General features: G+C 60.1%; 27 protein-coding genes and 2 tRNA genes. 20 read left to right on the plus strand and 9 right to left on the minus strand.

Annotated elements, in window-relative coordinates; all coding sequences use genetic code 11:
* Positions 1–567, minus strand: a complete 567-nt coding sequence (gene efp / locus B5527_RS17585; protein ID WP_079602652.1) for an elongation factor P — start codon at positions 565–567, stop codon at positions 1–3.
* A 138-nt stretch (positions 568–705) separates the two neighbouring features.
* Here efp and epmA point away from each other — a divergent pair, with 138 nt between their 5' ends.
* The 3 genes from epmA to B5527_RS17600 are packed head-to-tail and all read left to right on the plus strand — an operon-like array spanning position 706 to position 3,150.
* Entirely contained in the window at positions 706–1,758 is a 1,053-nt protein-coding gene (epmA, locus tag B5527_RS17590; protein ID WP_079602653.1) for an EF-P lysine aminoacylase EpmA, read from the plus strand.
* Complete coding sequence (locus B5527_RS17595; RefSeq protein WP_079602654.1) at positions 1,755–2,852, plus strand: lysine-2,3-aminomutase-like protein; 1,098 nt, start codon at positions 1,755–1,757, stop codon at positions 2,850–2,852. Before epmA ends, B5527_RS17595 begins: the two co-directional genes overlap by 4 nt.
* 28 nt (positions 2,853–2,880) lie before the next feature.
* Entirely contained in the window at positions 2,881–3,150 is a 270-nt protein-coding gene (locus tag B5527_RS17600) for a hypothetical protein (protein WP_079602655.1), read from the plus strand.
* Between the two features lie 2 nt (positions 3,151–3,152).
* Here B5527_RS17600 and B5527_RS17605 read toward each other — a convergent pair whose 3' ends face one another.
* Positions 3,153–3,725, minus strand: a complete 573-nt coding sequence (locus B5527_RS17605; protein ID WP_079602656.1) for an HdeD family acid-resistance protein — start codon at positions 3,723–3,725, stop codon at positions 3,153–3,155.
* A gap of 151 nt (positions 3,726–3,876) precedes the next feature.
* The gene (locus tag B5527_RS17610) at positions 3,877–4,914 is read right to left on the minus strand and encodes a PrsW family intramembrane metalloprotease (protein WP_079602657.1); all 1,038 of its coding nucleotides are present in this window, start codon (positions 4,912–4,914) and stop codon (positions 3,877–3,879) included.
* 596 nt (positions 4,915–5,510) lie between these two features.
* Between B5527_RS17610 and B5527_RS17620 the strand changes: the two genes are divergently transcribed.
* Positions 5,511–5,735, plus strand: a complete 225-nt coding sequence (locus tag B5527_RS17620; RefSeq protein WP_079602659.1) for a DUF2061 domain-containing protein — start codon at positions 5,511–5,513, stop codon at positions 5,733–5,735.
* Positions 5,736–5,875: 140 nt separating this feature from the next.
* Here B5527_RS17620 and B5527_RS17625 read toward each other — a convergent pair.
* Positions 5,876–5,950: transfer RNA gene (locus tag B5527_RS17625), tRNA-Glu, on the minus strand.
* 315 nt (positions 5,951–6,265) lie between these two features.
* Here B5527_RS17625 and B5527_RS17630 point away from each other — a divergent pair.
* The gene (locus B5527_RS17630; protein WP_079602660.1) at positions 6,266–6,520 is read left to right on the plus strand and encodes a PilZ domain-containing protein; all 255 of its coding nucleotides are present in this window, start codon (positions 6,266–6,268) and stop codon (positions 6,518–6,520) included.
* A 31-nt stretch (positions 6,521–6,551) separates the two neighbouring features.
* Entirely contained in the window at positions 6,552–6,803 is a 252-nt protein-coding gene (locus tag B5527_RS17635; protein WP_079602661.1) for a porin, read from the plus strand.
* A 185-nt stretch (positions 6,804–6,988) separates the two neighbouring features.
* Here the strand turns inward: B5527_RS17635 and B5527_RS17640 are convergent, their stop codons facing one another.
* The 3 genes from B5527_RS17640 to B5527_RS44055 form a co-directional block, all read right to left on the minus strand.
* Positions 6,989–7,636, minus strand: coding sequence for a glutathione S-transferase family protein (locus B5527_RS17640; protein WP_079602662.1), 648 nt, complete (start codon positions 7,634–7,636; stop codon positions 6,989–6,991).
* A 309-nt stretch (positions 7,637–7,945) separates the two neighbouring features.
* On the minus strand, positions 7,946–8,395 hold the full coding sequence (locus B5527_RS17645) for a VOC family protein (RefSeq protein WP_079602663.1): 450 nt from the start codon (positions 8,393–8,395) through the stop codon (positions 7,946–7,948).
* Between the two features lie 359 nt (positions 8,396–8,754).
* Complete coding sequence (locus tag B5527_RS44055; protein WP_154072316.1) at positions 8,755–8,916, minus strand: hypothetical protein; 162 nt, start codon at positions 8,914–8,916, stop codon at positions 8,755–8,757.
* 367 nt (positions 8,917–9,283) lie between these two features.
* Between B5527_RS44055 and B5527_RS17650 the strand changes: the two genes are divergently transcribed.
* The 3 genes from B5527_RS17650 to B5527_RS17660 all read left to right on the plus strand — a co-directional run bounded on the left by B5527_RS17650 (position 9,284) and on the right by B5527_RS17660 (position 10,719).
* Positions 9,284–9,532, plus strand: coding sequence for a hypothetical protein (locus B5527_RS17650; RefSeq protein ID WP_154072317.1), 249 nt, complete (start codon positions 9,284–9,286; stop codon positions 9,530–9,532).
* A 356-nt stretch (positions 9,533–9,888) separates the two neighbouring features.
* Positions 9,889–10,068: a hypothetical protein gene (locus B5527_RS17655; protein ID WP_079602664.1), complete on the plus strand. Its 180-nt coding sequence runs from the start codon at positions 9,889–9,891 to the stop codon at positions 10,066–10,068.
* Between the two features lie 351 nt (positions 10,069–10,419).
* Positions 10,420–10,719, plus strand: a complete 300-nt coding sequence (locus tag B5527_RS17660) for a hypothetical protein (protein WP_079607346.1) — start codon at positions 10,420–10,422, stop codon at positions 10,717–10,719.
* A gap of 77 nt (positions 10,720–10,796) precedes the next feature.
* Here B5527_RS17660 and B5527_RS17665 read toward each other — a convergent pair whose 3' ends face one another.
* Positions 10,797–10,994 (minus strand): hypothetical protein, encoded by a 198-nt coding sequence (locus B5527_RS17665; protein ID WP_245332630.1) that lies wholly within the window; start codon positions 10,992–10,994, stop codon positions 10,797–10,799.
* 181 nt (positions 10,995–11,175) lie between these two features.
* Between B5527_RS17665 and B5527_RS17670 the strand changes: the two genes are divergently transcribed.
* The 6 genes from B5527_RS17670 to B5527_RS17695 all read left to right on the plus strand — a co-directional run bounded on the left by B5527_RS17670 (position 11,176) and on the right by B5527_RS17695 (position 16,834).
* Complete coding sequence (locus B5527_RS17670) at positions 11,176–11,421, plus strand: hypothetical protein (protein ID WP_079602665.1); 246 nt, start codon at positions 11,176–11,178, stop codon at positions 11,419–11,421.
* A gap of 105 nt (positions 11,422–11,526) precedes the next feature.
* Positions 11,527–12,288: an SIR2 family NAD-dependent protein deacylase gene (locus B5527_RS17675; RefSeq protein WP_079602666.1), complete on the plus strand. Its 762-nt coding sequence runs from the start codon at positions 11,527–11,529 to the stop codon at positions 12,286–12,288.
* A 200-nt stretch (positions 12,289–12,488) separates the two neighbouring features.
* Entirely contained in the window at positions 12,489–13,151 is a 663-nt protein-coding gene (locus B5527_RS17680) for a cold-shock protein (RefSeq protein WP_079602667.1), read from the plus strand.
* A gap of 159 nt (positions 13,152–13,310) precedes the next feature.
* Positions 13,311–13,802 carry a DUF192 domain-containing protein gene (locus B5527_RS17685; protein ID WP_079602668.1) on the plus strand — a complete coding sequence of 164 codons (492 nt, stop codon included), beginning with the start codon at positions 13,311–13,313 and terminating at the stop codon, positions 13,800–13,802.
* A gap of 62 nt (positions 13,803–13,864) precedes the next feature.
* Positions 13,865–13,941, plus strand: a tRNA-Pro gene (locus B5527_RS17690).
* A 409-nt stretch (positions 13,942–14,350) separates the two neighbouring features.
* Positions 14,351–16,834, plus strand: a complete 2,484-nt coding sequence (locus B5527_RS17695) for a GcvT family protein (RefSeq protein WP_079602669.1) — start codon at positions 14,351–14,353, stop codon at positions 16,832–16,834.
* A 108-nt stretch (positions 16,835–16,942) separates the two neighbouring features.
* Here B5527_RS17695 and B5527_RS17700 read toward each other — a convergent pair whose 3' ends face one another.
* Positions 16,943–17,566 carry a helix-turn-helix domain-containing protein gene (locus tag B5527_RS17700; RefSeq protein ID WP_079607348.1) on the minus strand — a complete coding sequence of 208 codons (624 nt, stop codon included), beginning with the start codon at positions 17,564–17,566 and terminating at the stop codon, positions 16,943–16,945.
* Positions 17,567–18,348: 782 nt separating this feature from the next.
* On the opposite strand from B5527_RS17700, the gene B5527_RS17710 reads away from it, so the two are divergent.
* The 5 genes from B5527_RS17710 (at position 18,349) to B5527_RS17730 (ending at position 24,898) form a co-directional block, all read left to right on the plus strand.
* Positions 18,349–20,430: a hydantoinase/oxoprolinase family protein gene (locus B5527_RS17710; RefSeq protein ID WP_079602671.1), complete on the plus strand. Its 2,082-nt coding sequence runs from the start codon at positions 18,349–18,351 to the stop codon at positions 20,428–20,430.
* Positions 20,431–20,437: 7 nt separating this feature from the next.
* Complete coding sequence (locus B5527_RS17715) at positions 20,438–22,198, plus strand: hydantoinase B/oxoprolinase family protein (RefSeq protein ID WP_079602672.1); 1,761 nt, start codon at positions 20,438–20,440, stop codon at positions 22,196–22,198.
* A 110-nt stretch (positions 22,199–22,308) separates the two neighbouring features.
* On the plus strand, positions 22,309–23,307 hold the full coding sequence (locus tag B5527_RS17720) for an ABC transporter substrate-binding protein (protein ID WP_079602673.1): 999 nt from the start codon (positions 22,309–22,311) through the stop codon (positions 23,305–23,307).
* On the plus strand, positions 23,307–24,104 hold the full coding sequence (locus B5527_RS17725; RefSeq protein ID WP_079607349.1) for an ABC transporter ATP-binding protein: 798 nt from the start codon (positions 23,307–23,309) through the stop codon (positions 24,102–24,104). Before B5527_RS17720 ends, B5527_RS17725 begins: the two co-directional genes overlap by 1 nt.
* 2 nt (positions 24,105–24,106) lie before the next feature.
* Positions 24,107–24,898: an ABC transporter permease gene (locus B5527_RS17730; RefSeq protein WP_079602674.1), complete on the plus strand. Its 792-nt coding sequence runs from the start codon at positions 24,107–24,109 to the stop codon at positions 24,896–24,898.
* Positions 24,899–24,973 lie beyond the last annotated feature (75 nt).

Consider the following 24,973-nt stretch of genomic DNA (forward strand, 5'->3'; position numbering starts at 1 on the left):
CTAATCCTTGGCGCGCTCGACGTAGGATCCGTCTTCAGTCATGACCACGATCCGTGTTCCCGTGCCGATATGCGGCGGCACGTTGGTGCGCACGCCGTTGGAGAGAATCGCGGGCTTGTAAGATGACGACGCGGTCTGGCCCTTGGTGACCGGCTCGGTTTCCACGACTTCCAGCGTGGCGCGCTGCGGCATCTGAATGGCCACCGGAACGACGCCGTGAAGCGAAAGCTTGACGGTCATGTTTTCCTGCAAGTACGGCGCGGCGCTGCCGATAATGTCCTCCGGCACCTGAACTTGATCATAATTGTCGTTGTTCATGAAGTGGAAGCCGTCGGCGTCCTTATAGAGGTAGTTGAAATTCTGGTCCTCGATGGTCGCCTTCTCCACCTGGTCGGTGGTCTTGTAACGCTCGGAAATCTTTACCCCGTCGCTGATTCGGCGCATTTCGATCTGGCTGACCGGGGTTCCCTTGCCGGGATGGATGTTCTCGGCGGTCAGAACCACGTAAAGCTTGCCGTCTTGCTCGATGACGTTGCCCTTGCGAATAGAACTGGCGATGACTTTCAAAGCTGTGTTTCCTGATATTCTGGCCCGGGACCGAACAGGACATGGGTGTCCCGAGGCCAGCGAAGCGGTTTCGGGCTGCAACATACTGATTTTGCGGCTTGATGCCAGCGTTTTACGGGCTGCCGGGGCGCCCCGCTGATGGCCGGAAACGAACAGCTTTCGCCGTGGTGGTCGCCGGCGCGGCATGCCGACATCAGGCCATTTTTGGCGGCGCGGACCGCTGTTACCAGGTCTGTCAGGGCCTGGTTCGACGAGCAGGGTTTTGCCGAGGTCGAAACCGGGATTTTGCAGGTTTCGCCCGGCAACGAGACCCACCTGCATGCGCCACGCACCGAGCTTACCGGCTCCGATGGCACGCGCGCGGTGCGGTATCTGCGGACCTCGCCGGAATTCGCCTGCAAGAAATTGCTGGCTGCCGGCGAACCGAAGATCTTTGAATTTGCGCGGGTGTTTCGCGACCGCGAGCGCGGCGATCTGCATCTGCCCGAATTCACCATGCTGGAATGGTACCGTGCCGATGCGACGTACGACGCCGTCATGGCCGACAGCGTCGTTTTGATCGCGCACGCCGCGCAGGCAACCGGCATCGGGCGATTTTCGTTTCGCGGCCGGGTTGCCGATCCGTTCGCCGAGCCGGAGCTTTTGACCGTGGCGACCGCATTCGAGCGCTATGCGGGTATCGATCTGCTCGGGTCAGTTGTGGACGGCCTGGGTGATCGTGCGGCGTTGGCGGCAGCGGCCGAGGGACGGGTACGGATTACGGATGACGACACTTGGTCGGATATTTTCAGCAAAGTGTTGGTCGAGCACGTCGAGCCAAATCTGGGGCAGGGGCGTCTGACGGTGCTGTTTGAATATCCAGCGCCCGAGGCGGCGCTGGCGCGCGCCAAACCATCCGACCCGAGCGTCGCCGAACGCTTCGAGGTCTATGCCTGCGGCGTCGAACTCGCGAATGGATTTGGCGAGTTGACCGATGCGCAGGAGCAGCGCCATCGCTTCACCTTGGCGATGGACGAAAAGCAGCGGCGCTATGGCGAGCGCTATCCGCTCGACCAGGATTTTCTCGCCGCGGTCGGGCAGATGCCCGAAGCAAGCGGGGTCGCCCTCGGCTTCGACCGGCTGGTGATGCTGGCGAGCGGCGCCAGCCGGATCGATCAGGTGGTATGGACACCGCCTGCGGGGGAAGCATGAGCAACAACTATCGCAGGTCAGCCGCGACTTTGCGGGAGCCCGCCGAACTGGTCGCCCACGGTTTGGCTCCGGCGGCTGATCTTGCCGATCTGGAAAAGGTTGCGGCGCGCTATGCGATCGCGGTTACGCCGGACATTGCCGCACTGATCGACCCCGGCGATCCCGACGATCCGATCGCCCGACAGTTCATTCCAGACGCTGAGGAATTGGTGACCCAAGGCAGCGAGAACGCCGATCCGATCGGCGATCACGCGCATTCGCCGGTGTCCGGCATCGTGCATCGCTATCCCGATCGGGTACTGTTCAAGCTCGTTCACGTCTGCGCGGTGTATTGCCGTTTCTGTTTCCGCCGGGAAATGGTCGGACCGGGCAAGGCGACCGCGCTTTCGCAGGCCGCTTATCAGGGCGCGCTCGACTATATCCGCGCCCATTCGGAAATTTGGGAAGTCATCCTGACCGGCGGCGACCCCTTGATGCTGGCGCCGCGCCGGCTTGCCGAGATCATGGCGGATCTGGCCACTATCGATCACGTCAGGATTATCCGCATTCACACCCGGGTGCCGGTTGCCGATCCCGCGCGCATCAGCGGTGAGATGATCGCGGCGCTGAAGGTGGAGGGCGCGACAACCTGGGTTGCACTGCACGCCAATCATATCAGGGAATTGACCGAAAAGGCCCGCGCCGCATGTGCCGCCATCATCGACGCCGGGATTCCGATGGTGAGCCAATCGGTCCTGCTGCGCGGCGTCAATGACAATGCCACGGCGCTGGAAGCGCTGATGCGGGGCTTTGTCGAGTGCCGGATCAAGCCATATTACCTGCATCACGGCGATCTAGCGCCGGGCACCTCGCATCTGCGGACAACGCTGGCGCACGGGCAGGAGTTGATGCGTGTACTGCGGGGCCGGGTGTCCGGACTATGTCAGCCGGAATACGTGCTCGACATTCCCGGCGGCCACGGCAAGGCGCCGGTCGGCCCCGATTATCTGTCCCCTGCAGATTCTTTTTCGCAACGACGTGAACAGCACGCAGAAACGCGCTATCGTATCGTCGACTATTGCGGTGAGGTGCATCTCTATCCTCCGACGCCGTGATGCGTTTCTCTGAAATGGGAGAAGCAGGATGCAAAAACTAGCGATATCGATGGCTTTACTGGTCGTGGTTGGAGCTCCGATTGCGATGGCGCAGACCGGAAACAATATGGGATCGCCGGGCGCTGCGAATCAGTCACAGCCGCTTCGCGAAGCCCCGCTCGAAGCCCCGATCGGCCACCGGCAGCCACGGGCCGATCAGGTGCCGTCGGAAAAGAATCTGGGCAATCCGAACGACCCGATGAACAAGGAAGATGCCGCGCTTGATCGCAAGATCAAGAGCATCTGCAGGGGTTGCTGAGATCAGCCCTTGCGCGCGGCGAGCGCCATTCCGATCAGGGTCGCGCCGCCGAACAAGAGATTGATGCCAACCAGCAGGCCGACGGCCCAGAGCGCCGATCCCGGCAATCCGGCGATGATTACAGCCGCGATCAGCAGATCCATGATTCCGGCGACCAGCAGCCACGACCACCGCTCCGACAATTCGCGGCGATGCTCCAGCGCGTACATGATGGTGGCGACGCCCTCGGCGAGGAAATAGGCGCCGACGACGATGGTGAGGGTCAAAGTACCCTCTACCGGCCGCGCCAGCAGGACAATGCCGGCGACAATCCCGAGCACCGCCGAAATCAGCGACCACCAGAACCCCGGCATCCGCCGGGCCCAGAACGTCAGCGCCAGGCCGGCGATGCCCGAGATCAGAAACAACCAGCCCAGAAAGATGGTGACGGCAAGACTTGCCAGCGGCGGCACGATCATTGCCGCCAGCCCCAAAATCACGAGCAGGATGCCTTCAAACAAGAAGGCTTTCCAATGCTCGTGTACCGCGGCGCTCATTTCGGACTGCAACCTGGTGATGTCCTGGGGAAGGGTCATTGAAATCTCCCTATGCCGGTAGCGCGGAGTGACGCCCCAATACCCTGGTATCCTAACATAGCCGGCGCCAACTCTGCGCGGTCAATTTGTTTCTGCCAAGACCCTGCGCGATATCAAGGACACCGGCAATTGATGTCCTATTCAGCCTTGTTCAGCCTTGGCCGGGCGCGGACGAAAAGCCCCGCGACGTGCCGCGCATCCGATTGCGGCCGAGAATATAGATCGCCGTGGTGACCAGCAGAAGGACGCTGCCGATCAGGATCGATACGAGACCGATAGGCACGAGAACCAGCGCCACGTTGCGTTCGGGGTTCACCAGCCAGTGATGGATCGACGTCAGTACGAAGGCGAGGCCGACAAATCCGGCCGCACCGCCGGCCACCAGCAACGCCCACATCCGCCGTAACTGGGTCAGCCGCTCGCGTGCGATGTCGGTGCGGGGAGCATGGTGTCGGCCGACCCGCCGCACCAGCCGCGCCGCGAATGCGATCGCGCTGAACCCGATCAGCACGCTCGCCGATCCCAGCAGCAGCCTGGTTGATGGATCAAGGTCGGCGTTTTGCTGCAGCGTCAGCAGCGGAAAATCGAAACCGGCATGCAGCGCGACCGGCGCAAACAGCATCAGGATTCGGCTTGAGATACGCGCCCAGTCGCGATGGTGCCGGTGCGCGCCAAGCGCGGTGCCGGAGCGGCCGATCGCGAGATAGGCGCCGGCAATGATGCCGAGCGCGCCGTGGAACGGCACGGTCAGGACGCTGCGCAACGCTGCCAGCGATCGCCACATCTCGGCATGCTGCACGAGATAAGCGAGGTTTTCGTAGGCGGCAAAGCCGAGCCCTACGGCGGCACCATAGACCACGGTGTCCATCGGATCGGCGAAAGGCCGCCGCCGCGCCGAAACCGCGACGATGGCGAGAACCTTGACGGTTTCCTCGGGCAGGGCGACCCCGAAGATCGAGTGCAGCGCCTGCGCAACCCAAGGGTTTTCGGGGGCGGTAAGAATCGACATGAACGGCGCCCGCGCCAGCCCGAGCAGCGAAATGCTGGCGGCGCCGAGCAGAAACGCGGTCCACACCTTGGCAGGCGGACCAGGGCGCTCGCCGGCGGCAATCACGAGCCACAGCATCAGCAGCGCGGGCGCGACAGCCGCGGTGCCGATGACAGTCGGGAGGGATTCAAGGAGCAGCATCAGGATGGCAAATATGCCATTTTTCAGCGTTATCCACTGTCTAGATGTTAGGTCCGGCCGATACCGTCGGACGCACCTTCCGAATTCGCGTTCCGAGGCATCGTCCGGCTCAGCAGCCGCGGCATATGTTTTTCAACTGCGCATTCATCCGCGCGTCTTCCGCGCCGATCGTATCCACATATTTGGCCGGGTCGGCCTTCGAGGCGGCCGCAGCCCGCGATGACCTTGGGGTCGCGGAAGACGCAACGGGTGGAGCGGACTTGTCGTAGCAGGCGAGCCTGCCAGCGGCATCCGCGATCGATTTGCATTCGCCCGTCTGCGCCATGGCGCTTTGAGACAACGCGCAAGTCGCGACGAGCATAACCAGGAATCTCATTTCAACCTCTTTTGGCCAATGGAACTCAACCGTGAATGTGCACGTTTCCTGGCGAGCCGCGATTGTTCAGTCAAATCAAAAGGTTTGCCAGTTTCTTTCAGCAAAGTGCACGCATTCGCGTGTCCTGTCCATCCGGTATTTCCAATGCAATTCGCGGGGGAGCGGGCGGAAGGCACCCGCGTGATAGGCTCTGTCGTCGTCAGCCAAGGAGTTGCACCGGGTGATTTCATTCCGCGGAGCAGAGACACATATTAGATCGGTTCTCAAAGCTGTCAGTTGGCGGACTTTGGGAACACTCGACACCTTCGCGATCAGTTGGTTCATGACGGGCAGGGTCAAAATCGCAGGATCGATCGCCGGTATCGAGATAGTAACCAAGATTGTCTGGTACTATCTTCACGAGCGCATCTGGGCTGCGGTGCGTTGGGGCCGACGCGAGCTATGATGGATGACGTCCGCGATCCGTTTTGGTCGATACTCGCGCGACCATGAGAATACCAACGGCAACAACGGCCGCGAGCGCACAATACATCCCGACCCGCATCTGCGAGAAATGTAAATGATTTCAATTCGCTTTTAGAGCGTTGGCGCTCCCTAGCGGAATCGAACCGCTCTCTCCACCGTGAAAGGGTGGCGTCCTAACCGATAGACGAAGGGAGCGAGAACGTCCGCCTTGCCAGGACCGGTCCGGTCGCGGCATGGCTGTTTCGCTTTGGTCAAAAACAAAAACGCTCGGCAAATCAACGCTTTGAGGCTACGAGGCGCCGTACCGAACCCGGACCGTGGTGGCTGATCCCGATTGCGGCGGGCGAACGTATAGTGGCGTTTGCGCGGTCGGGCAAGCCGTCGGAAATTGTCGGTTTTGACGGCCAATTGAACGCGCCCCAGAGACCCCCGGACATCTCCGATTGTGCCGCGCTCGCAACGGTTTTTAAAGCCCCGGCGGAGTAGGGAGGAAGCTTGGGGAGAATTGAAATGGCCGCAACCAAGAAGCGCGAAGCGCGCAAATCGCTGCACCAACCCGGGTGGATCACCCTCGAAGGCGGCTTCGCGGCGCGCCAATGTGTGGTGCAGGATATGTCGAGTACCGGTGCAAAGGTCACAATCGATGATCCCAACACGTTGCCAGCCAGGTTGCGGCTGGCATTCGCCCGCGACGCACGAACGGGACGAAACTGCGAGGTGGTCTGGCGTCGCGGAAAGTCGTTCGGCGTGAAGTTCGTCAGGTAGCAAAAGCGGACCGCCCGCGATAAAAGGCTGGATGCGAAACATCCTGCTTGCGATCGTCGTTGCGGTGCTGCCGGCCTCCATCGCGGCGGCTGAACAGTCCGGCACTCCCAGGCCGGGCAAACCGGCAGCTTCGGTCAGGCAGTTGCCAGTGAAAGATACCGCGGCCGGCGATTCATGTGCTGCGTATGGTGCGGGCTTCGTCAAAGTCGAGGGCACCGATACCTGCGTGAAGATCGGCGGCGCCGTTAGTATCGGGGCTGGCAGCTCCCGCGCCTGGCACTAAAGCGGCAGCGGGGCGAGCCCATTGCAACTCCATATCATCGTTCCCGTCATAATGAGTTGCGCGATGCTGTGGTGGGTGAGCCGCCGCATGAGCTGGACCACGCGCCTTGTGGTGACGGTCATCACGCTGGTCGTGATCATCTGTGTTTTGTGGTTCGAACGGAGGGGCCTTTACTAACGGCTCGCTTATGACATCGGCCGCGCGACGAATTGCGCAAATCCGGGCCGGTCGGCGAATTCTGCGAACCAGCGTTCGAGATGTGGAAGCCGAGGTTTGTTGATGCCTTCGACCCCGAACCAGCGCCTGGCGTAGGTGCCGAGCGCGATATCGGCGAGGGTGAATTCATCGCCTTCGACGAAGCGCCGCGACGCCAGCTGGGTATCGAGGATACGCCATTGTACGGCCTCGGCGTCGGCGTCCTTCTGGATTGCGACCATGTCGCGTCGCTCGACCGGAGTTCGCACCAGCGCCCAGAAAACCGGACGATCAACCGGTTGAATTGTCGAAAGCGTCCAGTCCAGCCAGCGGTCGACGCCGGCGCGACGTTTTGGCGCTTGCGGATACAGTGGCGAGCCCTCGCGATAGGCGAGCGTGAGGTAGCGCATGATCGAATTGGATTCCCACAGCACGAACTCGCCATCGACCAGGGTCGGCACCCGCCCATTCGGATTCATCGCGAGATAGTCGGCCTCCTGGTTGCGGCCGAACGCCATGCCGGCATCGATGCGCTCATAGGCGAGATCGAGTTCGCGCAGACACCACAACACTTTTTGGACATTGACCGAATTGGCCCGGCCCCAGATCTTGATTTGTCCGTGATTGTCGTTTGGCACGTTGGTTCGCTCCCGTTGATCCGCTTCCCGCGGGTCATACCGGAAAACCCGCGAGAAAGCGCGCGCCGCATCCAGATTTCAACACGGCTTTATGAAAAAACAGGCCCCGCCATCAGCAGGGCCTGTTTTACGGTAACGAAAATCACTTGTGGTCAGCGGCCAAAGAACAGCCACAACAGAATGATCACCGGTATCGGTACGCCGAGCAGCCAGAGCAGAATTCCTCGTCCCATGTTCGCCTCCGTGTTCCTCAACCCTGAGAAGAACGCAGAAGGGAGAAACAGGTTCCGAGGACGGAACGGAAAAGCCTCACCAGTGTCCGGTGTTCGGCATCGAAGTCCACGGCTCCGCCGGCGGCTTCGCGTCGCCCTTCTGCAATAGTTCGATCGAATGCAGATCCGGCGAGCGGACAAAGGCCATCTGGCCGTCGCGCGGCGGCCGGTTGATGGTGATGCCGAGTTTCATCAGGCGATCGCAGGTGGCGTAGATGTCATCGACCTCATAAGCGAGGTGGCCGAAATAGCGGTCCTCGCCGTATTTTTCTTCATCCCAGTTGTAGGTGAGTTCGACCAGCGGTGCGCCGCGTCCCTTGGACGCTTTCAGCAGGCCCTCATCTTCGGCGGCGCACAAGAACACCAGCGTGAACTTTGCCTTGTCGTTGTCGACGCGGCGGACCTCCTTCAATCCCAGCGCGTCCTGATAGAATTTCAGCGCGCTGTCGAGATTGCGCACGCGCAGCATGGTGTGGAGATAACGCATGGTTGTTGCTCCCTTGGGAAATTGAAAAAGAGATCGTTGTTGGGTCGAAAATTTCAATAGCAGCAAAATGGGGATATGGGCAGGGCCATGGTGCGGGTCGTTCTGACGGTGTTCTGAAACGCCAAAGCCGCGCGAGCGGGAAAGCGCGTCTTGGGGGGCGGGCAAGCTTACAAACAACAACGCCGCCTGAGCGGAATATGTTCGCTCGGCGGCGTTGCGCTAATTACTGGGTCCCTCAAATTCCCCAGCAACCCTTGGTCTGTTCACTGGCCCAAAGGTTCAACGAGCCGCTGGGTCACCCTGACGCACACCGCCAATTCAATCCGTGTCTGTCGGAAGGCTCTCGCCGTGCGAGGCGATCAGTGTTTATAGGTCGGGTTCGCATCTTCAACATCGGCGTCGTGGCGGAAGCTGACGGCAATGTCGGCGAACTCCTTGATCGTTTCTGTCGTCGTCATGGTCTTTGACACCCGGTCGGGAATCAGCGCGTGGCCTCCTAGATATTCACTCCATGCGTTCATAACGTTTCCTCTGCGCGCCGTAAGCGAGCGAGGGGGCCAAGCATCTCAGCGATAAAAGTGTTCCGCTGAAACATCTATTCTTGGCGGCTTGCCTAATGTTCCTCGTTTGTCCCTTCTCGGCCTTGCGAGGGCCGAGCGGCGCGGCCGTATCGTGAGGCACATGCGCTCCGGGACAGAATCTTCGGTGGACTTCAGGGAACAGTGTCGTCAAAGGCCATGCGGCGAACGCCCGCGTGGCCTTTTGTTCGCGAAAAATTTACGTTTGGTGTCGGGTGGAAAGTCCACCCCCTGTTCGTTCTTTGAGAACAAAACGGAATCGATGCTTGTCAAGAATTGACGGAATCGCGCCGCAGTGCATGCTTCCGTCATGCTTTATTTCAAAAACTGCCGTCTGGCTCGAATGAGCGATGGTCACTACTGCGTCATCCGGGACTTGGGCCTAGTGAAAGGCGGGAAGGGCATGAAGCACCACGACGTGCTGATCGACCTGTCGCTTCGCGGCGCTCTTCAATTCCTGAAGAGAATGTCAAAAGTGGGTAACCAGGAGGGCAGTGCCCACCACCAGGCCGATGCCTATGATGATTATCGCGATAAAGAATTTGCCCATCGCGGATAGCCGGCTTTCCTCCTGAGCGGGTTACGGCTCTCCATTTCGCAAAATCCGCGACGCCGCCGAAGGCTTCGGTTCAAGCTGCGCTATTTTCGCGTCGTATTCCGACGCGAGGTCCAGCAGTCGCTGCTGGGTGAAGGGGTCGGCGTGTTTGGCGAGCCGACGGCAGCGTTCTGCTTGTTCTTTTAAAGTGGCTACATCCATCACGCACCAATGGGGCGGGTGTCTCGCAAATTCACAGTATCGTATGCCTCAATAATTTCTAGCCGGTTTCCGGCTACGCGGGTTCCATCGGGTTCCCGCATGGCTCCCTGTTCTCAAGCGTTGTTCTCTCGCGCGTTGTTTTCGCGGAGGAGAACATCATGCCGACCTATCGAGCCTACCTCATCGATGGAGACAACCGCGTATCATCGTACAGACCGATCGATGCAGATACCGACGCAGAGGCATTGCAGGCCGCACGCCAGTTCGTCGGCGGCTGCGATGTTGAAGTCTGGCATCTCGATCGCAAGATCGGGCGGCTTGAGCGCGCGAAAAAATAGTGAACTCAGTTTCGTATCCATGAATTGAGCAGGGTGCGCCGGGATATCGTAACCCGGCGCAGCCTGGCGTGAGCGCGGTGAACTCACTGCATCAAGCGGCGCAGAAACTGAAAACCCCGCCAGCATCCGAAGATAGTGACGGGGGTTTCATGCTTCAGCGCTTTCGCTGCTGCTGCACTTGGCGAGATAACTTCTGGCAAGATAACTTCACCGTTGGTTTTTCGTTCCGCCTGCCGCACACCTGTGCTTCATGCGGCGAACGACTATTTGGGGTTGGAACCGGGTTCCGCTGCAACCATTGAAAAAGCTCTGCGTTGTCACGCGGGTATTCGGAAAATGGAGGAGATCAGCATGAGAAAAACCCTGGCAGTTCTGGCGACGGTTGCCGCCGTTGCCGCAACCACCATGACCGCGTCGGCGCCTGCCGAAGCACGAGGCTTCGGCCCTGGTCTCGCTTTCGGCGTGGCCGCAGGCGCGCTCGCGGCCGGCGCAGCGGGCGCCTATTATTATGGGCCGGGCTACGGGTACTACGGCTACGGTCCGCGTTACTACGGGTACGGGCCGGCGTATTACGGACCCGGATATGGGCCTTACGCCTATTACGGCGGTGGACCGTATTACGGCCACCGCCACTGGCGCCATCGCTGGTAATTGAAAAGCCCGGAGCATCGTCTCCGGGCTTTTTTTATTTGGCCGCGAAAATCGGCAAGCGCAACGCGGCGGAAGGCTTAGAGCGCGCTTGACCGGTCATTCCAGGACCAATGCGGCGGGCGTTGCGCTGTTCGGCGGGCGTTTTCCAGCGTGGTGACAAAATATTCCGCGCGCTCGCGCTGGAATTTTTCCTGAGTGGCTTTGAAGTTTGCAACCCGGTTTGCGATTTCTTCCCGCTCGCGAGCGAGGTTGTCTTGCGGTTCGGTCATGCCCATCCCTTTTGATTCTTGTCCCAAGCCTATTGGCGGCTGCGATTGGGGCGTGAATTGGGACAACGCGTTGCTGGATTGTGATGGCTGTGCGTAACGTGCGTCGGAGGTTCGCGGTGGATAAGGTCGCCGCTGTCCTTGTGGCCTGCGCGCCTTCCCGGTAGCGACAAGAAAACGGGAGGGCTCCATGGCAAAAATCGATCTGGATTCGCTTAGCATCGAAGAACTCGCAGCATTGCGCGAGTGCGCTACCGACAAATTGATGGAAAAGGTCGCGGTGCGGCGTGCCGAACTGGAAACGGAACTGGAGAAACTGTCGCAGTACGGCAAACCTGTGAAAAAATCCCAGGAACCGGCTCCAGTCGTAAAGACCAAAAAGAGCGACGAGAAGAAAAGCGAAGAAGCCAGGGAGCCGATCGCACAAGCGGCCTGAAAACCGGGCCAGGCGCGCCGGCGCTTTCACACCCTCGCTGCAGCGAGGGTGGCAATCCGGGCGGCCGTGCTATAATCGGCGTGGCTCCATTTTCGGATTAGTGCATTGATCGCACCGGATCTTCGCAGCGGCGTGGAACAACTCGGCGACATGATCGCCGAAGCCTCCACCATCATTCCCTTCACCGGCGCCGGCATTTCGACCGAATCCGGCATTCCCGATTTCCGCTCACCCGGCGGATTGTGGTCCCGCAACCGCCCGATTCCGTTCGATGAATTCGTAGCCAGCCTCGAGGCCCGCAACGAGGCCTGGCGGCGACGCTTTGCGATGGAGCCGACCTTCGCCGCGGCGCGGCCGGGGCGCGGCCACCGCGCGCTGGCCTCGCTCTACAAGGCCGGCAAGATTCCTGCCATCGTCACCCAGAACATCGACAATCTGCATCAGATGTCGGGCTTCGCGGCCGATGACGTCGTCGAGCTTCATGGCAATACCACTTACGCCCGCTGCATCGGCTGCGGACGAGCTTACGATATGGCGTGGGTCAAGCGCAGCTTCGAGACGACGGGCGGTGCGCCGGACTGCTCCGCATGCGACGAGCCGGTCAAGACCGCCACCATCTCGTTCGGGCAGGCGATGCCGGAAGACGCCATGCGCCGCGCCACCGAGCTTGCCCAGCAGTGCGACCTGTTCCTTGCGATCGGATCGTCGCTGGTGGTGTGGCCGGCTGCCGGGTTTCCGATGCTGGCGAAAAACTGCGGCGCCAGGCTCGTGATCATCAACAACGAGCCCACCGAGCAGGACGATATTGCCGACCTGGTCATTAGGCACGACATCGGGGAGACGCTTGGACCGTTCGTAGGCAATTGACGCCAAGTTGATTCGCGGCTGCGCAAGGCTGTTCATAGTTCCCGGCGGACCAGTTTTTTATCTATGCGCCGCAACCGGTAGTGTTATCTTTTGATTCGAGAGATTCGGGTGGCGTCATCATCAGTCGTGATGGATGGGCGCGTGTTCCGGCACCGTCACTTGAAGTGGCGGGCCGTCAATGATGTGTGAGGTCCGGGGTCATGGGGTCGGACGGATTTGAGTCCAAGAAGCTCGGGGGCCCGCCAGGCGGGACCGGACCGAACAGGCTTGGACCGAGCGAATTTGCAGGCGGCGCCGAGCGCGATCCCGCCTTCGATGCGTTGTCGGGCCTTGGCGAGGCCGCGGCCAACCTTGTCGAAATCTCCGGTGTCATCAAATGGTTCGATGCATCAAAGGGCTACGGCTTTATCGTTCCTGACAATGGCTGGCCGGATGTGCTTTTGCACGTCACGGTGCTTAGGCGCGACGGCTATCAAACCGCCTATGAAGGTGCACGGCTGGTCTGTGAATGTGTGCAGCGCGCCAAGGGTTATCAGGCGTTCCGGATTCTATCGATGGACGAATCCACCGCGATCCATCCGGCGCAAATGCTGCCGCCGCGGACCCATGTCAGCGTCACTCCGACCAGCGGTCTGGAGCGGGCCCAGGTTAAGTGGTTCAACCGGCTGCGCGGATTCGGTTTCCTCACCTGCGGCGAGGGCACGCCGGATATTTTCGTGCACATGGAGACATTGCGCCGGTTCGGGATGACGGAACTGCGCCCCGGCCAGTACGTGCTGGTGCGGTTCGGGCCCGGCTCCAAGGGCATGATGGCTGCCGAAATTCAGCCGGAAGCCGGCTCGCCTGGCCTGTCGTCGCACTGATTGCGGCGCCTTTCCAACGCCTCTCGAAACACAAATCCGGTCCGGCGCCAAAAATCGCGCCGGGAGCCGGTTCCCATGGTCTGGTATTTGCCACGATCATCGGGCTAGGGTCGGTGTGTGCGTAAGCGAAATCCTTCACGGCTGAGGTAAGCGTTGGTCATGAGTTTTTGTCGAGGTGTTGGTCGGCTTCGCTTGCGGGCGCGGCTTTGGGTTTGCGTGGCCGCCACGGTCGCGTTTTTTGCTTTCACGGGCTCCGGCGCACGGGCGGAGAGCGTCCAGCCGCTCGAGATCGTCACCAAGACAGGCGTGCAGGTTTTCTCGGTCGAGGTGGCAACGACCGAACAAGAGAAGGAAACCGGGCTGATGTACCGCAAGGAACTGGCGGACGGGAAGGGGATGCTGTTCGATTTCTCGCCCGAACAGGAAGTCTCGATGTGGATGAAGAATACCTACATCTCGCTCGACATGATTTTCATCCGGGCCGATGGCCGGATCCTGCGCATAGCCGAGAATACCGAGCCGCTATCGACCAAGATCATCCCGTCGCGGGGACTGGCTAAGGGCGTGCTGGAGGTGATCGCGGGCACGGCAAAAAAATACGGCATCGAACCCGGCGACCGCGTCGGGAATCCCCTCTTTAACGGCCATTGAGGCCGCTGCCGTGCCTTGCTGGCCGCGCTTTAAGCGTGTATCGACGTCGTTTCCGAGATTATCGGGGTATAGCGCAGCCTGGTAGCGCGGCAGTTTTGGGTACTGCAGGTCGTTGGTTCGAATCCAGCTGCCCCGACCAACTAACCTATTGCTTCCCCTCGCTGCGATTCTGACATTTTGAGCCTGAATCTGACATGCGATTCTGACGTTATTCTCCACTAACAAAATCTTCAACGCGTGCGACGAACGCCCCGTGAGCGTCGACGCCGACGGCGGCATGCCTGGTGCGATGTCGAGCCGGTTGCCGGCGACGGATCGTACCAAGTGCAGTCAGAACGGCGGCAGGCCAGCCGCCGTCGGCGCGCATATCGTTGAGAGAGTGCGCCAGCGATAATCCATTCACGCTGACATCGCGACGTGCAGCAGCAGCCCATCGCGCATTAGTCCGGCCTTTTTCCGGTAATCCTCAATGTAACAGAACGAGAAATATTCACAGTTATGAAAAATTCATATATAATTTCATAGTGCATTTTCCAAGCGAGGCTGGTGTGAACGCTATTCCAAAGCAAGCTCAAGTAGTTATCGTTGGTGGCGGCATCGTGGGATGCAGCGTGGCGTATCACCTCGCGCTTCGCGGCTTCAAAGATGTCGTCTTGCTGGAGCGCAAGCAACTCACCTCGGGCACCACCTGGCACGCGGCGGGACTCGTCGGTCAATTAAGGGCCACCCATAATCTGACGCGTCTTGCGCAGTACACGACCGAACTCTACGCCACGCTCGAACAGGTCTCGGGCCAAGCTACCGGCTTTCGCCAGGTTGGTTCGCTCGCACTCGCGTCGAACGGCGAGCGCTTTGAAGAACTGAAGAGAGGCGCGTCGATGGCCAGGTGTTTTGGCCTCGACGTCAATGTGCTCACCCCCGAGCAGGCAAGTTCGCTGTGGCCTCTGCTGGACGCCACCGATCTCGTAGGTGCCGTTCATCTTCCTCGCGACGGTCAAACCAATCCGATCGATACCACGCAGGCCTTGGCAAAAGCCGCCAAGGCCGGCGGGGCGCGGATCTTCGAGAACGAGAAGGTTATGCAGATCATCATCGAGAATGGCGTCGCAAAGGGAGTTCGGACCTCCCGTGGTGAAATTCGCAGCGAGTTTGTCGTAAACTGCGCGGGCATGTGGGCCCAGGAACTGGGGGCTTCCGCCGGAACGACAGTGCCGCTGCATGCGGCCGAGCATTTCTACATCGTCACCGAACCGATTGCCGGATTGCCAAAAAACCTTCCGGTGCTGCGCGATGCCGATTCCTGCGCGTATTTCAAGGAAGATGCCGGCAAGCTGCTGGTCGGATGGTTCGAGCCGATCGCCAAGCCATGGGGCCAGACCGGCATTCCCGAAAGCTTCGAGTTCGAGACGCTGCCCAACGATCTGGAACATATCGAGCCGCTACTGGAGGCGGCTGTGCGCCGGGTCCCCGTGCTGGGACAAGCAGGCATCCAGCTGTTCTTCAACGGTCCCGAGAGTTTTACTCCCGACGACCGTTATCTGCTGGGCGAAACGCCGGAGGTGCGCAATCTCTATGTCGCGGCCGGTTTCAATTCGATCGGCATCCAGTCCGCGGGCGGCGCAGGAAAGGTGCTGGCCGACTGGATCGTCGACGGCCATCCTCCGATGGATCTGTGGGACGTGGATATACGTCGCATGATGCCGTTCCAGCGCAACCGCAAATATCTGAAGGATCGGACCGTCGAGGCGCTCGGCCTGCTGTACGCCATGCACTGGCCCTTTCGACAGCCGGAATCCGCGCGTGGTGTCCGCCGTTCCTCGCTTCACGATCGGCTCAAGGCCAGAGGTGCTTGCTTCGGCGAGCTTGCCGGCTGGGAGCGGGCCAACTGGTTCGCGCCGGAAGGTGTCGAGCCGAGCTACCAATACAGCTTTGCGCGGCAAAACTGGTTCGACTATTCCTCAGCGGAGCATCGCGCGACTCGAGAATCGGTTGCGTTGTTCGATCAGTCCTCGTTCGGCAAGTTTGTTCTCGAGGGCGCCGATGCCGAAACTGTGCTGAACAATATCTGCGCCAATAACGTCGCGGTTGCGGCGGGACAGATCGTCTACACGCAATGGCTCAACGAGCGCGGCGGAATCGAAGCAGATCTGACGGTGACGCGCGAAGCCGAGGACCGGTATCTGATCGTGACCGCGGCGGCGACCCAAACGCGGGATTTCGCCTGGCTCAAGCGTAATATTCCCGCCGGCGCGCGCGCGGTGGCCTACGACATCACCTCGGCTTACGCGGTGCTGGGGTTGATGGGGCCGGACTCGCGCACGGTGCTGTCGCGAGTGACCGATGCCGATCTGTCAAACGGGGCTTTCCCGTTCGGAACGTCACGGCTCATTGACCTCGGCTATGCGCGGGTGCGGGCAAGCCGCATCACCTATGTCGGAGAGCTCGGCTGGGAAATCTACGTTCCGACCGAATTCTCGCAAGGCGTCTTCGATGTGCTGTGCGAGGAGGGCGCCGCCAGCAACATCAAGCTGGCCGGCTATCACGCGATGAACTCGTTGCGTACTGAGAAGGCCTATCGGCATTGGGGACATGACATCACAGATGAAGACACGCCGCTGGAGGCCGGTCTCGGATTCGCGGTCGCCTGGTCGAAGCCGGGATTCATCGGAAAGGACGCTCTTCAACGTCAGCGCGATGCCGGGCTCAAGCGGCGGCTGCTGCAGTTTTCTTTGGAAGATTCGCAACGCCTGCTCTATCACAACGAGCCGATCTGGCGGGACGGGGTTATCGCGGGCCGCATCACTTCCGGCATGTTCGGGCACACGATCGGCAAGTCCCTGGGGATGGGATACGTCGAAAATCACGGAGGGGTCGTCGATACAGCCTTCGTCAAGGCGGGGAACTATGAGATCGAAGTCGCCGGCGAACGCATCAAGGCCACTGCAAGCCTGAGCGCGCCTTATGATCCGAAGAACCTGAAGGTAAAGGATGTAGCCGATCAAGACTTGGCAAAACTGCCGGTGACATCCTGATGGGCGAGACGCAAGCGGTGGGCAGTTCGAATATCGCGCTGCGAGATTGCCAGCGCCTGCACCCCGCGGTCCTTTTGGGGTGCATGGCGAGCGGCAAGGCCGCGTATCTCAATAATGCGGCGGGGTGATAACCCAGATCACCTTGGTCGCGATCTTGCCCGGATTGCTGCAGCGATGAATGCTGGTGCTCTTGAAGGCGAAACTGTCACCCTCTTCCAGCCGGAATGATTTTCCGTCAACCACAAGATCGAGGACGCCTGCCGTCACGATGCCCGCCTCGGCGCCATCGTGGCTGTAGTCGCCGCTGTCCGCGCCCGGTGCGATCGTGCTCAGCAGTAATTCCAGCGGTCCGCCCAGGTTGGGAGAGAGAAGTTCCTCGACAATGCCGAGGCCGGTAAATGTGAGCTGTCGCCGGTTTGCCTTGCGAACGATGATGTCGCGTTCTTCCGACGCGCTGTTGGCATTGCCCTGGAAGAACCAGTTCATCTGAACGCCGAGCACATCGCTCAGTTTCTTCAGCACACCGATCGGCAGTTTGGATTGATTTCGCTCGATCTGGCTCAGATACCCGACTGAGACGCCGGCCTGGGTCGCAACCTCGTTCAGCGTCAGGCCCTTGATCTTCCTCAATTCGCGGATCTGGCCGCCGATCGCTTCTCCAGGATCGGTCTGGCCTGCCGTGGGAGCATTGGTCGACCATTCTTCGGAGCTTTGAAGCGAACGTACGGCCATGATGATAAGTCGCTCCTCGGTCAAGTCAGCAAGGTCAGCGCGGTACGGGGCAACTTGATTTCCAAACCGCTGCTGCGGCTGCGATGCCTTCATAAGGCACTCGTATCGGGTGCTGTATGTGTATCTCAATTGTGAAAAAATGACACATATTTTCACGGATGCAGACGCAGATCGTGCAAAAGTTCCTGCTTGTTTCCATCATTTGCAGCCGCGTTCGCCGGAGCGCCGCCATCCGCGCTCGGGCGCGCCGCCGAGGCTGTCGCTGAAGCGATCCTGGATGCGCATCAGCGAGTATCCGCGGCCAGCGTGACAATTCACATGCCGCACGCGTCGATACCGGCGATGTTCGATGGTGTCGGCACGACCATCGTTCGCAGCCGCTCCCTTCGTTGATCGGTGTTGCAAGCAGTCCATCACGGTCGGCGGGTTGCGCAGATGCCGATCCCTCGAAATGTTGCATACATCCAGTCGTTGCGGGCGGATGGGTGCGATTTAGCACCGGTCGCACTCTACACGATCATACTTGAACGGCAGTTGATCGATGCCTCAGTCCGCGAAGTCAAGATTTCGATCCGATAGCGCTGCTCGCCCGTGTCGGCTTCGTCCTCGTGACCAAGTCCGGCTTGCCTGCGAGAACGTCTCGGAATTCGTTGCGCTCGCCAGGGCGTCACCCGGCAAGACCAGGGGTTACGTGCGGTGAGCGCCTTGACTCCCGCCGAAAAATATTCTAACTATTTAGTTAGTTTTGCAGGTGGCATCTAGAAGACTGGTAGCGGGGGCACGTGAGTTACAGGGTCGGTGTCGATATCGGCGGCACGTTCACGGATATCGTTTTCACCGGAGAAGATGGCAACGTGACCGCGATGAAAATCGCGAGCACACCGGATGATTACAGCCGCGCGGTTCTCGATGGCATCATGGCCACCATTGCCCGGCTCGGCATCTCGCCGAGCGAAGTGAGCGAGATCGGCCACGGCTTCACCATAGCGACCAACGCTATTCTGGAAGGCAAGGGCGCCAAGACCGCGCTCATCACGACCAAGGGATTCCGGGACGTTCTCGAATTTCGCCGCAACCGCGTGCCGCGTCTCTACGACCTCTATTACGAAAAGCCCGCGGCGTTGGTGCCGCGCAATCTTCGTTACGAGGTGACGGAACGCGTAAATTCAGGCGGTGAGGTGATCATTCCGCTTGCGATCGACGATGTGAATCACGTCATTGACATGCTTTTGAAAGAAAATGTCCAATCGGTCGCGATCTGTCTGCTGCATTCCTATGTCAATGGCGACCACGAGCGAACGATCTCGGATGTTATTCTGAAGCGCGCGCCGAACCTGGTGCAAACGCTTTCAAGCGACCTTCTGCCGATCATCAAGGAATATGAGCGGACGAGCTCGACGGTCATCAATTCCTACATTCGGCCTGTTGTCGAACGTTATCTTGCCCGCCTGACTGACGGCCTTGCGGAGAGGGGCATCAAAACCCCGGTTGGCGTGATGCAGTCCAACGGTGGATTGTCCACGCCGGCGACGGCAAGCCTGCGTCCGGCTTTCTGTATCGAGTCCGGTCCGGCTGCGGGTGTGATTGGCGCATTCCATTTGGCCAAGCACGGCAATTTCGGCGACGTCATCACGCTCGATATGGGCGGCACCACCGCCAAAGCGACGATCATCGAAAAGAATACGGTTTTGAAGTCGCAGGAATATGAAGTTGGGGCTGGCCTCAATGTGGGCCACCGCCTCCTGCGCGGAGCCGGGCATATTGTCAGTGTTCCTGCAATTGACATTGCGGAAGTCGGGGCAGGTGGCGGCAGCATTGCCCGCGTGGATGACGCCGGTTCGCTCCGAGTCGGGCCGCAAAGTGCTGGCGCCGATCCGGGACCCGCCTGCTACAGCCGCAACGGGCAGGACGCCGCCGTCACGGATGCCAACGCTTTGCTCGGCTATATCAACCCGGCCGCGCTTCTGGGTGGCGATTTCACGCTCAACGTGGAGCTTGCCGCCAAAGCCATCCGGAAACACGTTGCGGAACCGCTCGGGCTGTCCGACGTCGAAGCGGCCTACGGAATTCACAGCCTGGCGAACTCGAACATGAGCCGCGCGCTGAAAGCGGTTTCGAGCGAGCGTGGTCGTGATCCCCGGCGATTTAGTCTGTTCGCCTTCGGCGGCGGCGGGCCCGTTCACGCGATCGGACTCGCTGAAATGCTCGGCATGAAAAAGGTGATTGTGCCGCCGCATTCCGGCGTGTTCAGCGCGCTTGGGCTTCTTTTCCCGGAGGTCGAACATCATCTGGTGCGCACGTCGCTAATGACCATCGACGAGAATGCCGGCCCGAAATTCGCGGCCTTGTTGGCCGCACTTCAGGCCGAGGGTGATGCGGTTCTTGCCGCAGAAGGTTTCGATCAGGCGCAGCGCGAGCTGGAGGCCTTCGTTGACGTGAAATATGAAGGGCAGGGCACGGGCCTGACGGTTCCGCTGCAGGTTGTGGCTGATCAGGCTCAGGTCTTGAGCGCGCTCGAAAAGCGCTTCGAGGAAGAGCACGAAACGACGTTCGGCCATGTCGCTCAGGCCAAACGGCAGATCGTGGCGGTTCGCGTCATTGCGCGTGGCCTGTCCAGGCGATCGCGCATGCCAGCGCATCTCGGCCAGAACGCGGCCACCGGAGCCGCCGGCCGCAAGCGTAAAGCTTATTTCGGCAAGACACACGGATGGATCGAAACCCCCATCCTCTCGCGCAGTGACGTCAAAGCAAAAGCGGCGCCGGGGCCGCTTTTGATCGAGGAATACGACACGACGACAGTCGTTCCGCCCGGCTGGACGGCATCGCTTGGTGATGTCGGAAGCATCATCCTGATGAAGACGTGAGGGGCGCGTGACCACAGTCAACACAGATCCGATCACACGCGAGATCGTCAATAATGCGCTACTGAGCATTGCCGACACCATGGCGATGACAGTGGTCCGCACCGCACGTTCCGCCGTCGTCAAGGACGGCATGGATTTTTCGACGGCTCTGTTCACGGCTGATGGGCAGCAGGTCGCACAGGGTCTCACCTTGCCGGCGCATCTTGGGTCGATGGCCCCCGTCCTTGAAGGGATCAGGCGGCGTTTCGGCAACGATATTAATCCGGAAGATATTTTTGCGTGCAACGATCCTTACGAGGGCGGCAGTCATCTTCCCGATATCTTCGTGTTCAAGCCGATCTTCATGGACAATGAAGTGATCGCCTGGACCTGCGCGATCGGTCATCAGACCGACATCGGTGGACGCGTTGCCGGCGGCGTCGTTTGCGATAACACCGAAATCTATCAAGAAGGCCTGCTGATCCCGCCGACGAAGCTTTACGACGCCGGCAAACTCAACGAGGCGGTCTGGTGGATTCTCGAAAAGAACGTTCGCTTGCCTGAAAAAGTGCTCGGCGACGTGCGCGCATTGTTGTCAGCTGTCAGACTGGGAGAGCGCGATTTTCGTGCGCTTGTCGCTGATTACGGCAAAGAGACGATCACCGCCTACATGTACGAAATTCTCGATACGACAGAGCGCCTGGCGCGCGCTTCGGTTGCGAAGCTTCCGCAAGGCGAATGGGAATTCACGGACTATGTCGATCACGACGGTATCGATTTCCGACCGATCGCCATCAAGGTGAAGGTGCGGTTGAAGGGCGATACCGTGCACATGGATTTTACCGGTACGTCGCCGCAGTCCAAAGGCTCGATCAATCCGAACCTTCATTACACGCGTTCGCAATGTTTCGCGACGATCAAATGTCTCCTCGATGCGCAGATTCAATCCAATAGCGGTTTCTTCCGCATATTCGACATCTTCGCGCCAGAAGGCTCGTTCGTGAACCCGCTGCATCCGGCACCGCTCGCCGCGCGCGGCCTTTCTGGCTTCCGCATTTGCCACGCGATTTTCGGCGCCCTTGCGCAAGCGATGCCCGAACGTATCCCCGCGGCCTGGGGCGGTGGCGAGGTTGGCCTGAGTTTCACGGGCTATACGCCGCAACGCAAAGCCTGGGTGCACCTCGACCTGATCAATGACGGTCCTGGCGGCGGCGGTCCTCATCTCGACGGCGCCGATGGCCTGTCATCGCCCGTCAACAACATGTCGATCATCCCGGTCGAGGTCGCCGAAGCCGAGCATCCGATCATCGTGCAGAAATACGAACTGGTCCCCGATACGGAAGGCGCCGGAAAATACCGGGGCGGCCTTGCGATCCGCCGCCAATATCAAGTTCTGGTCGACGACACCGTGTTCCAGCTGCGTTCGGATCGCACCGAATTTGCGGCCTGGGGCGTTCAGGGTGGGCTGCCTGGGGTCATGACGGAGAGCCGGCTCAATCCCGACGGCGAAAACCGCAAGCTGATCGGCAAAACCCTGATGACGCTGAAAAAGGACGATATTTTTCGCATCACGCAGGCGAGCGGCGGCGGTTACGGTGATCCGTTCGACCGGGACCCCGATGCCGTGCTCCGCGACGTGATAGAGGAAAAGATGACAGCGACGCGCGTCAAGGACGTTTATGGGGTGGTCATCAATGTCGCAAAACGCATCGTCGATCATGACGCAACGGATAGCCTTCGCAAAGCGAAACGCGGCCAAGGGCTGCGGCCAGCACATTCTCATCAATAAGTCGAGGCTGATAAACTGACACTTGATCTTGCTCGTTGATGATCTCAATCGTGTCATCACCAATAACGAACTGGGCAATATCGCCCAGCGGCACCGCGGGGGGTATCGCTATGGATCTGAATCGGCGCAAAGTCGTCCAATGGGGCGCTGCTGGATTGGTCGGTGCCGCATTCCCGGCACCCGCACTCGCTCAGTCGAGGGAAAAGCTTCGTTTCCTCTTCGATTTCTCTCCCTGGGGCTATCACGCGGCGACGCATCTGGCGGCGCAGAAAGGCTGGTTTAACGACGCCGGCCTCGACGTGGAGTTCCTTGATGGCCGTGGAAGCGCTTATTCCATCCAGGTGACCGCCAGCGGGCAGGCCGATATCGCGTCCGCTCAGCTCGGGCCGATGGCGATCGCCCGGGAAAACAAACTGCCGCTGACATCGATTGCCGGGTGGGTGCGAAAGACAGATCTTGCCGTGCTTGTTCCGGCGGATTCGCCGATTTCGACCGTCGCCGATTTGAAGGGCAAGAAAATCTCCTGCTTCTCGAGCAGTCCCTGGCTTCCCTATATCGATCCGTTCCTCCGCGCCGGCAAGCTCAGCAGGGACGACGTGTCCATCACGATGGTCGCGCCGGATGCGCTGGTATCCGTCTATGTTGCCGGCACCGTCGATGCCGTGATGACAACCGCGCCGTTCGGCTTGCCGCTCCTGACGGCCAGCAAGCCATCAAAGCCCATTCTTGCGGCAGATTATGGTATTGCCTTTCCGAGCTACGGACTTGTAGCTCTCGAAGAGACCGTCAAGAACAAAGCGTCCGCGCTTAGCGCTTTCGCCAAGGTTCAGCAGAAAGCATGGATCTATACCTATGACGGCCACACCGACGAGGCCGTTGACGCGATTATCGCCATGCGCCCCGACGTCAGGCTCAATCGCGCCAACCTCAAGGGCCAGCTCGAAGCCTACCGGGCCTTTTTCGACAGCAAAAGGACGGCAGGCCGTCCGTATGGACTGCAGGCAAAAGAGGACTGGGATGATGCATTGACGCTGATGGAAGCAGCGAAGGTCGTTAAGCCGGGATGGAAAGCTGAGCAATATTTTACGAATGCGCTTCTTGAGGGATGATGTTGCGGCCGGGACCGACCAGCGAACCGCTCATCGAGATAGCGGGACTTTCAAAAACGTTCGTCACGGAGGACGGACCTTTTGACGCCTTGAGCGACATCAACTTGAGTGTGGCGCGGGGTGAGTTTCTTGCCGTTGTCGGTCCTTCCGGCTGCGGCAAGAGCACGCTGATGCGCTGCATCGCCGGACTCGAGCCGCCGACGGAAGGCTCCGTCAATGTCGAAGGGCGACCGGTTCGCGAGCCGCCGCGGCAGATGGGCGTGGTGTTCCAACGTGATATTCTTCTCGACTGGCGCACGGTGATCGACAACGTGACACTCGTCGCGGAATTCCGCCGTCGGGACATGCGCGAATTGCGGCCGCGCGCCGATCAGCTTCTCGCGCGTTTCGGCCTTGAGCAGTTCAGGAATCGCCATCCCTGGGAACTCTCGGGAGGCATGCGGCAACGCGTGGCGATCTGCCGTGCGCTGCTCGACGATCCCGAATTGCTGCTGATGGATGAACCATTCGGCGCGCTCGACGCCTTGACGCGGGATGACCTCAACCTCGAACTTGCGCGGCTCTGGCAGGAGACGAAGAAGACGATCGTCTTTATCACTCACGGCATTTCCGAGGCGGTCTTTTTGGCCGACCGCGTTGTGGTGATGGCGCGCAATCCCGGACGGATCGTCAAGACGGTGAACATTGACCTTCCACGCCCCCGCCGTCTGGCGGCACGGGAAACCGAGCAATTTGGCGGTCATGTCGCTGCCGTGCGATCGGAACTTGCCGCTCTTGGCTTGATCGGAACCGATTGATCATGAGCGCAACACGGGTCCGGCCTCAAAGTTTTGGCTCCATGCTCGTCGTTCTGGCGGGAGCGTTGATCGTCTGGGAAATTTGCGTCCATCTCTTCCAGATCCGCGCCTTCGTGTTGCCGGCGCCGAGCGCCATCGCGCTCGAAATCGCGGAACGTCCGAATTTTTATCTCAAGCATTCTCTCTTCACGATGGGAACGACGCTGGCCGGGTTTTTCCTGTCGGTTGTGTTGGGTGTCACCCTTGCCGTCGGTATCGTCTCGTTTAGCATCATCGATCGCGTTTTCTTCACGCTGCTGATCGCTGTCAACAGCGTACCGAAGGTCGCGATGGCACCGCTTTTCGTCATCTGGCTCGGGACCGGCGCGGAGCCGAAGGTCGCGGTAACGCTGCTGATTGCCATCTTTTCAATCGTGATCGATACCGTGCTTGGGCTGCGATCGGTCGAACCGGATATGCTGGCGCTTGCGAGATCTGCCGGCGCCACACGTATGCAAACTCTCTTGAAAATTCGCTTTCCCAACGCACTCGCCAGCATGTTCGCGGGCATGAAGGTTGCGATATCGTTTGCGCTTGTCGGCGCTATCGTCGGTGAGTTTGTCGCGGGCGACCGCGGCCTCGGATTCGTTATCCTGTCCTCGCAAGGAATGTTCGAAACGACGAGCGTCTTTGCATCGCTTTGTATCCTTGGCTTGCTGGGTTCCGCGCTCTTCTTTGCGGTGGAGGCCGCCGAGCGGCGCATCTTGCCGTGGCATGTGTCGCAGCGGCTTGAGGCCGGTGGTCACCGCCCGTGAGGATACTCGTGTTGCAAATCAGCGGGACGGCGGTTGATCCTCGGGAATGCTTGTCTCGGTGCAGGCCGCCTGATA

The organism is Bradyrhizobium erythrophlei (genome assembly GCF_900129425.1).
Taxonomy (GTDB): Bacteria; Pseudomonadota; Alphaproteobacteria; order Rhizobiales; family Xanthobacteraceae; genus Bradyrhizobium; species Bradyrhizobium erythrophlei_C.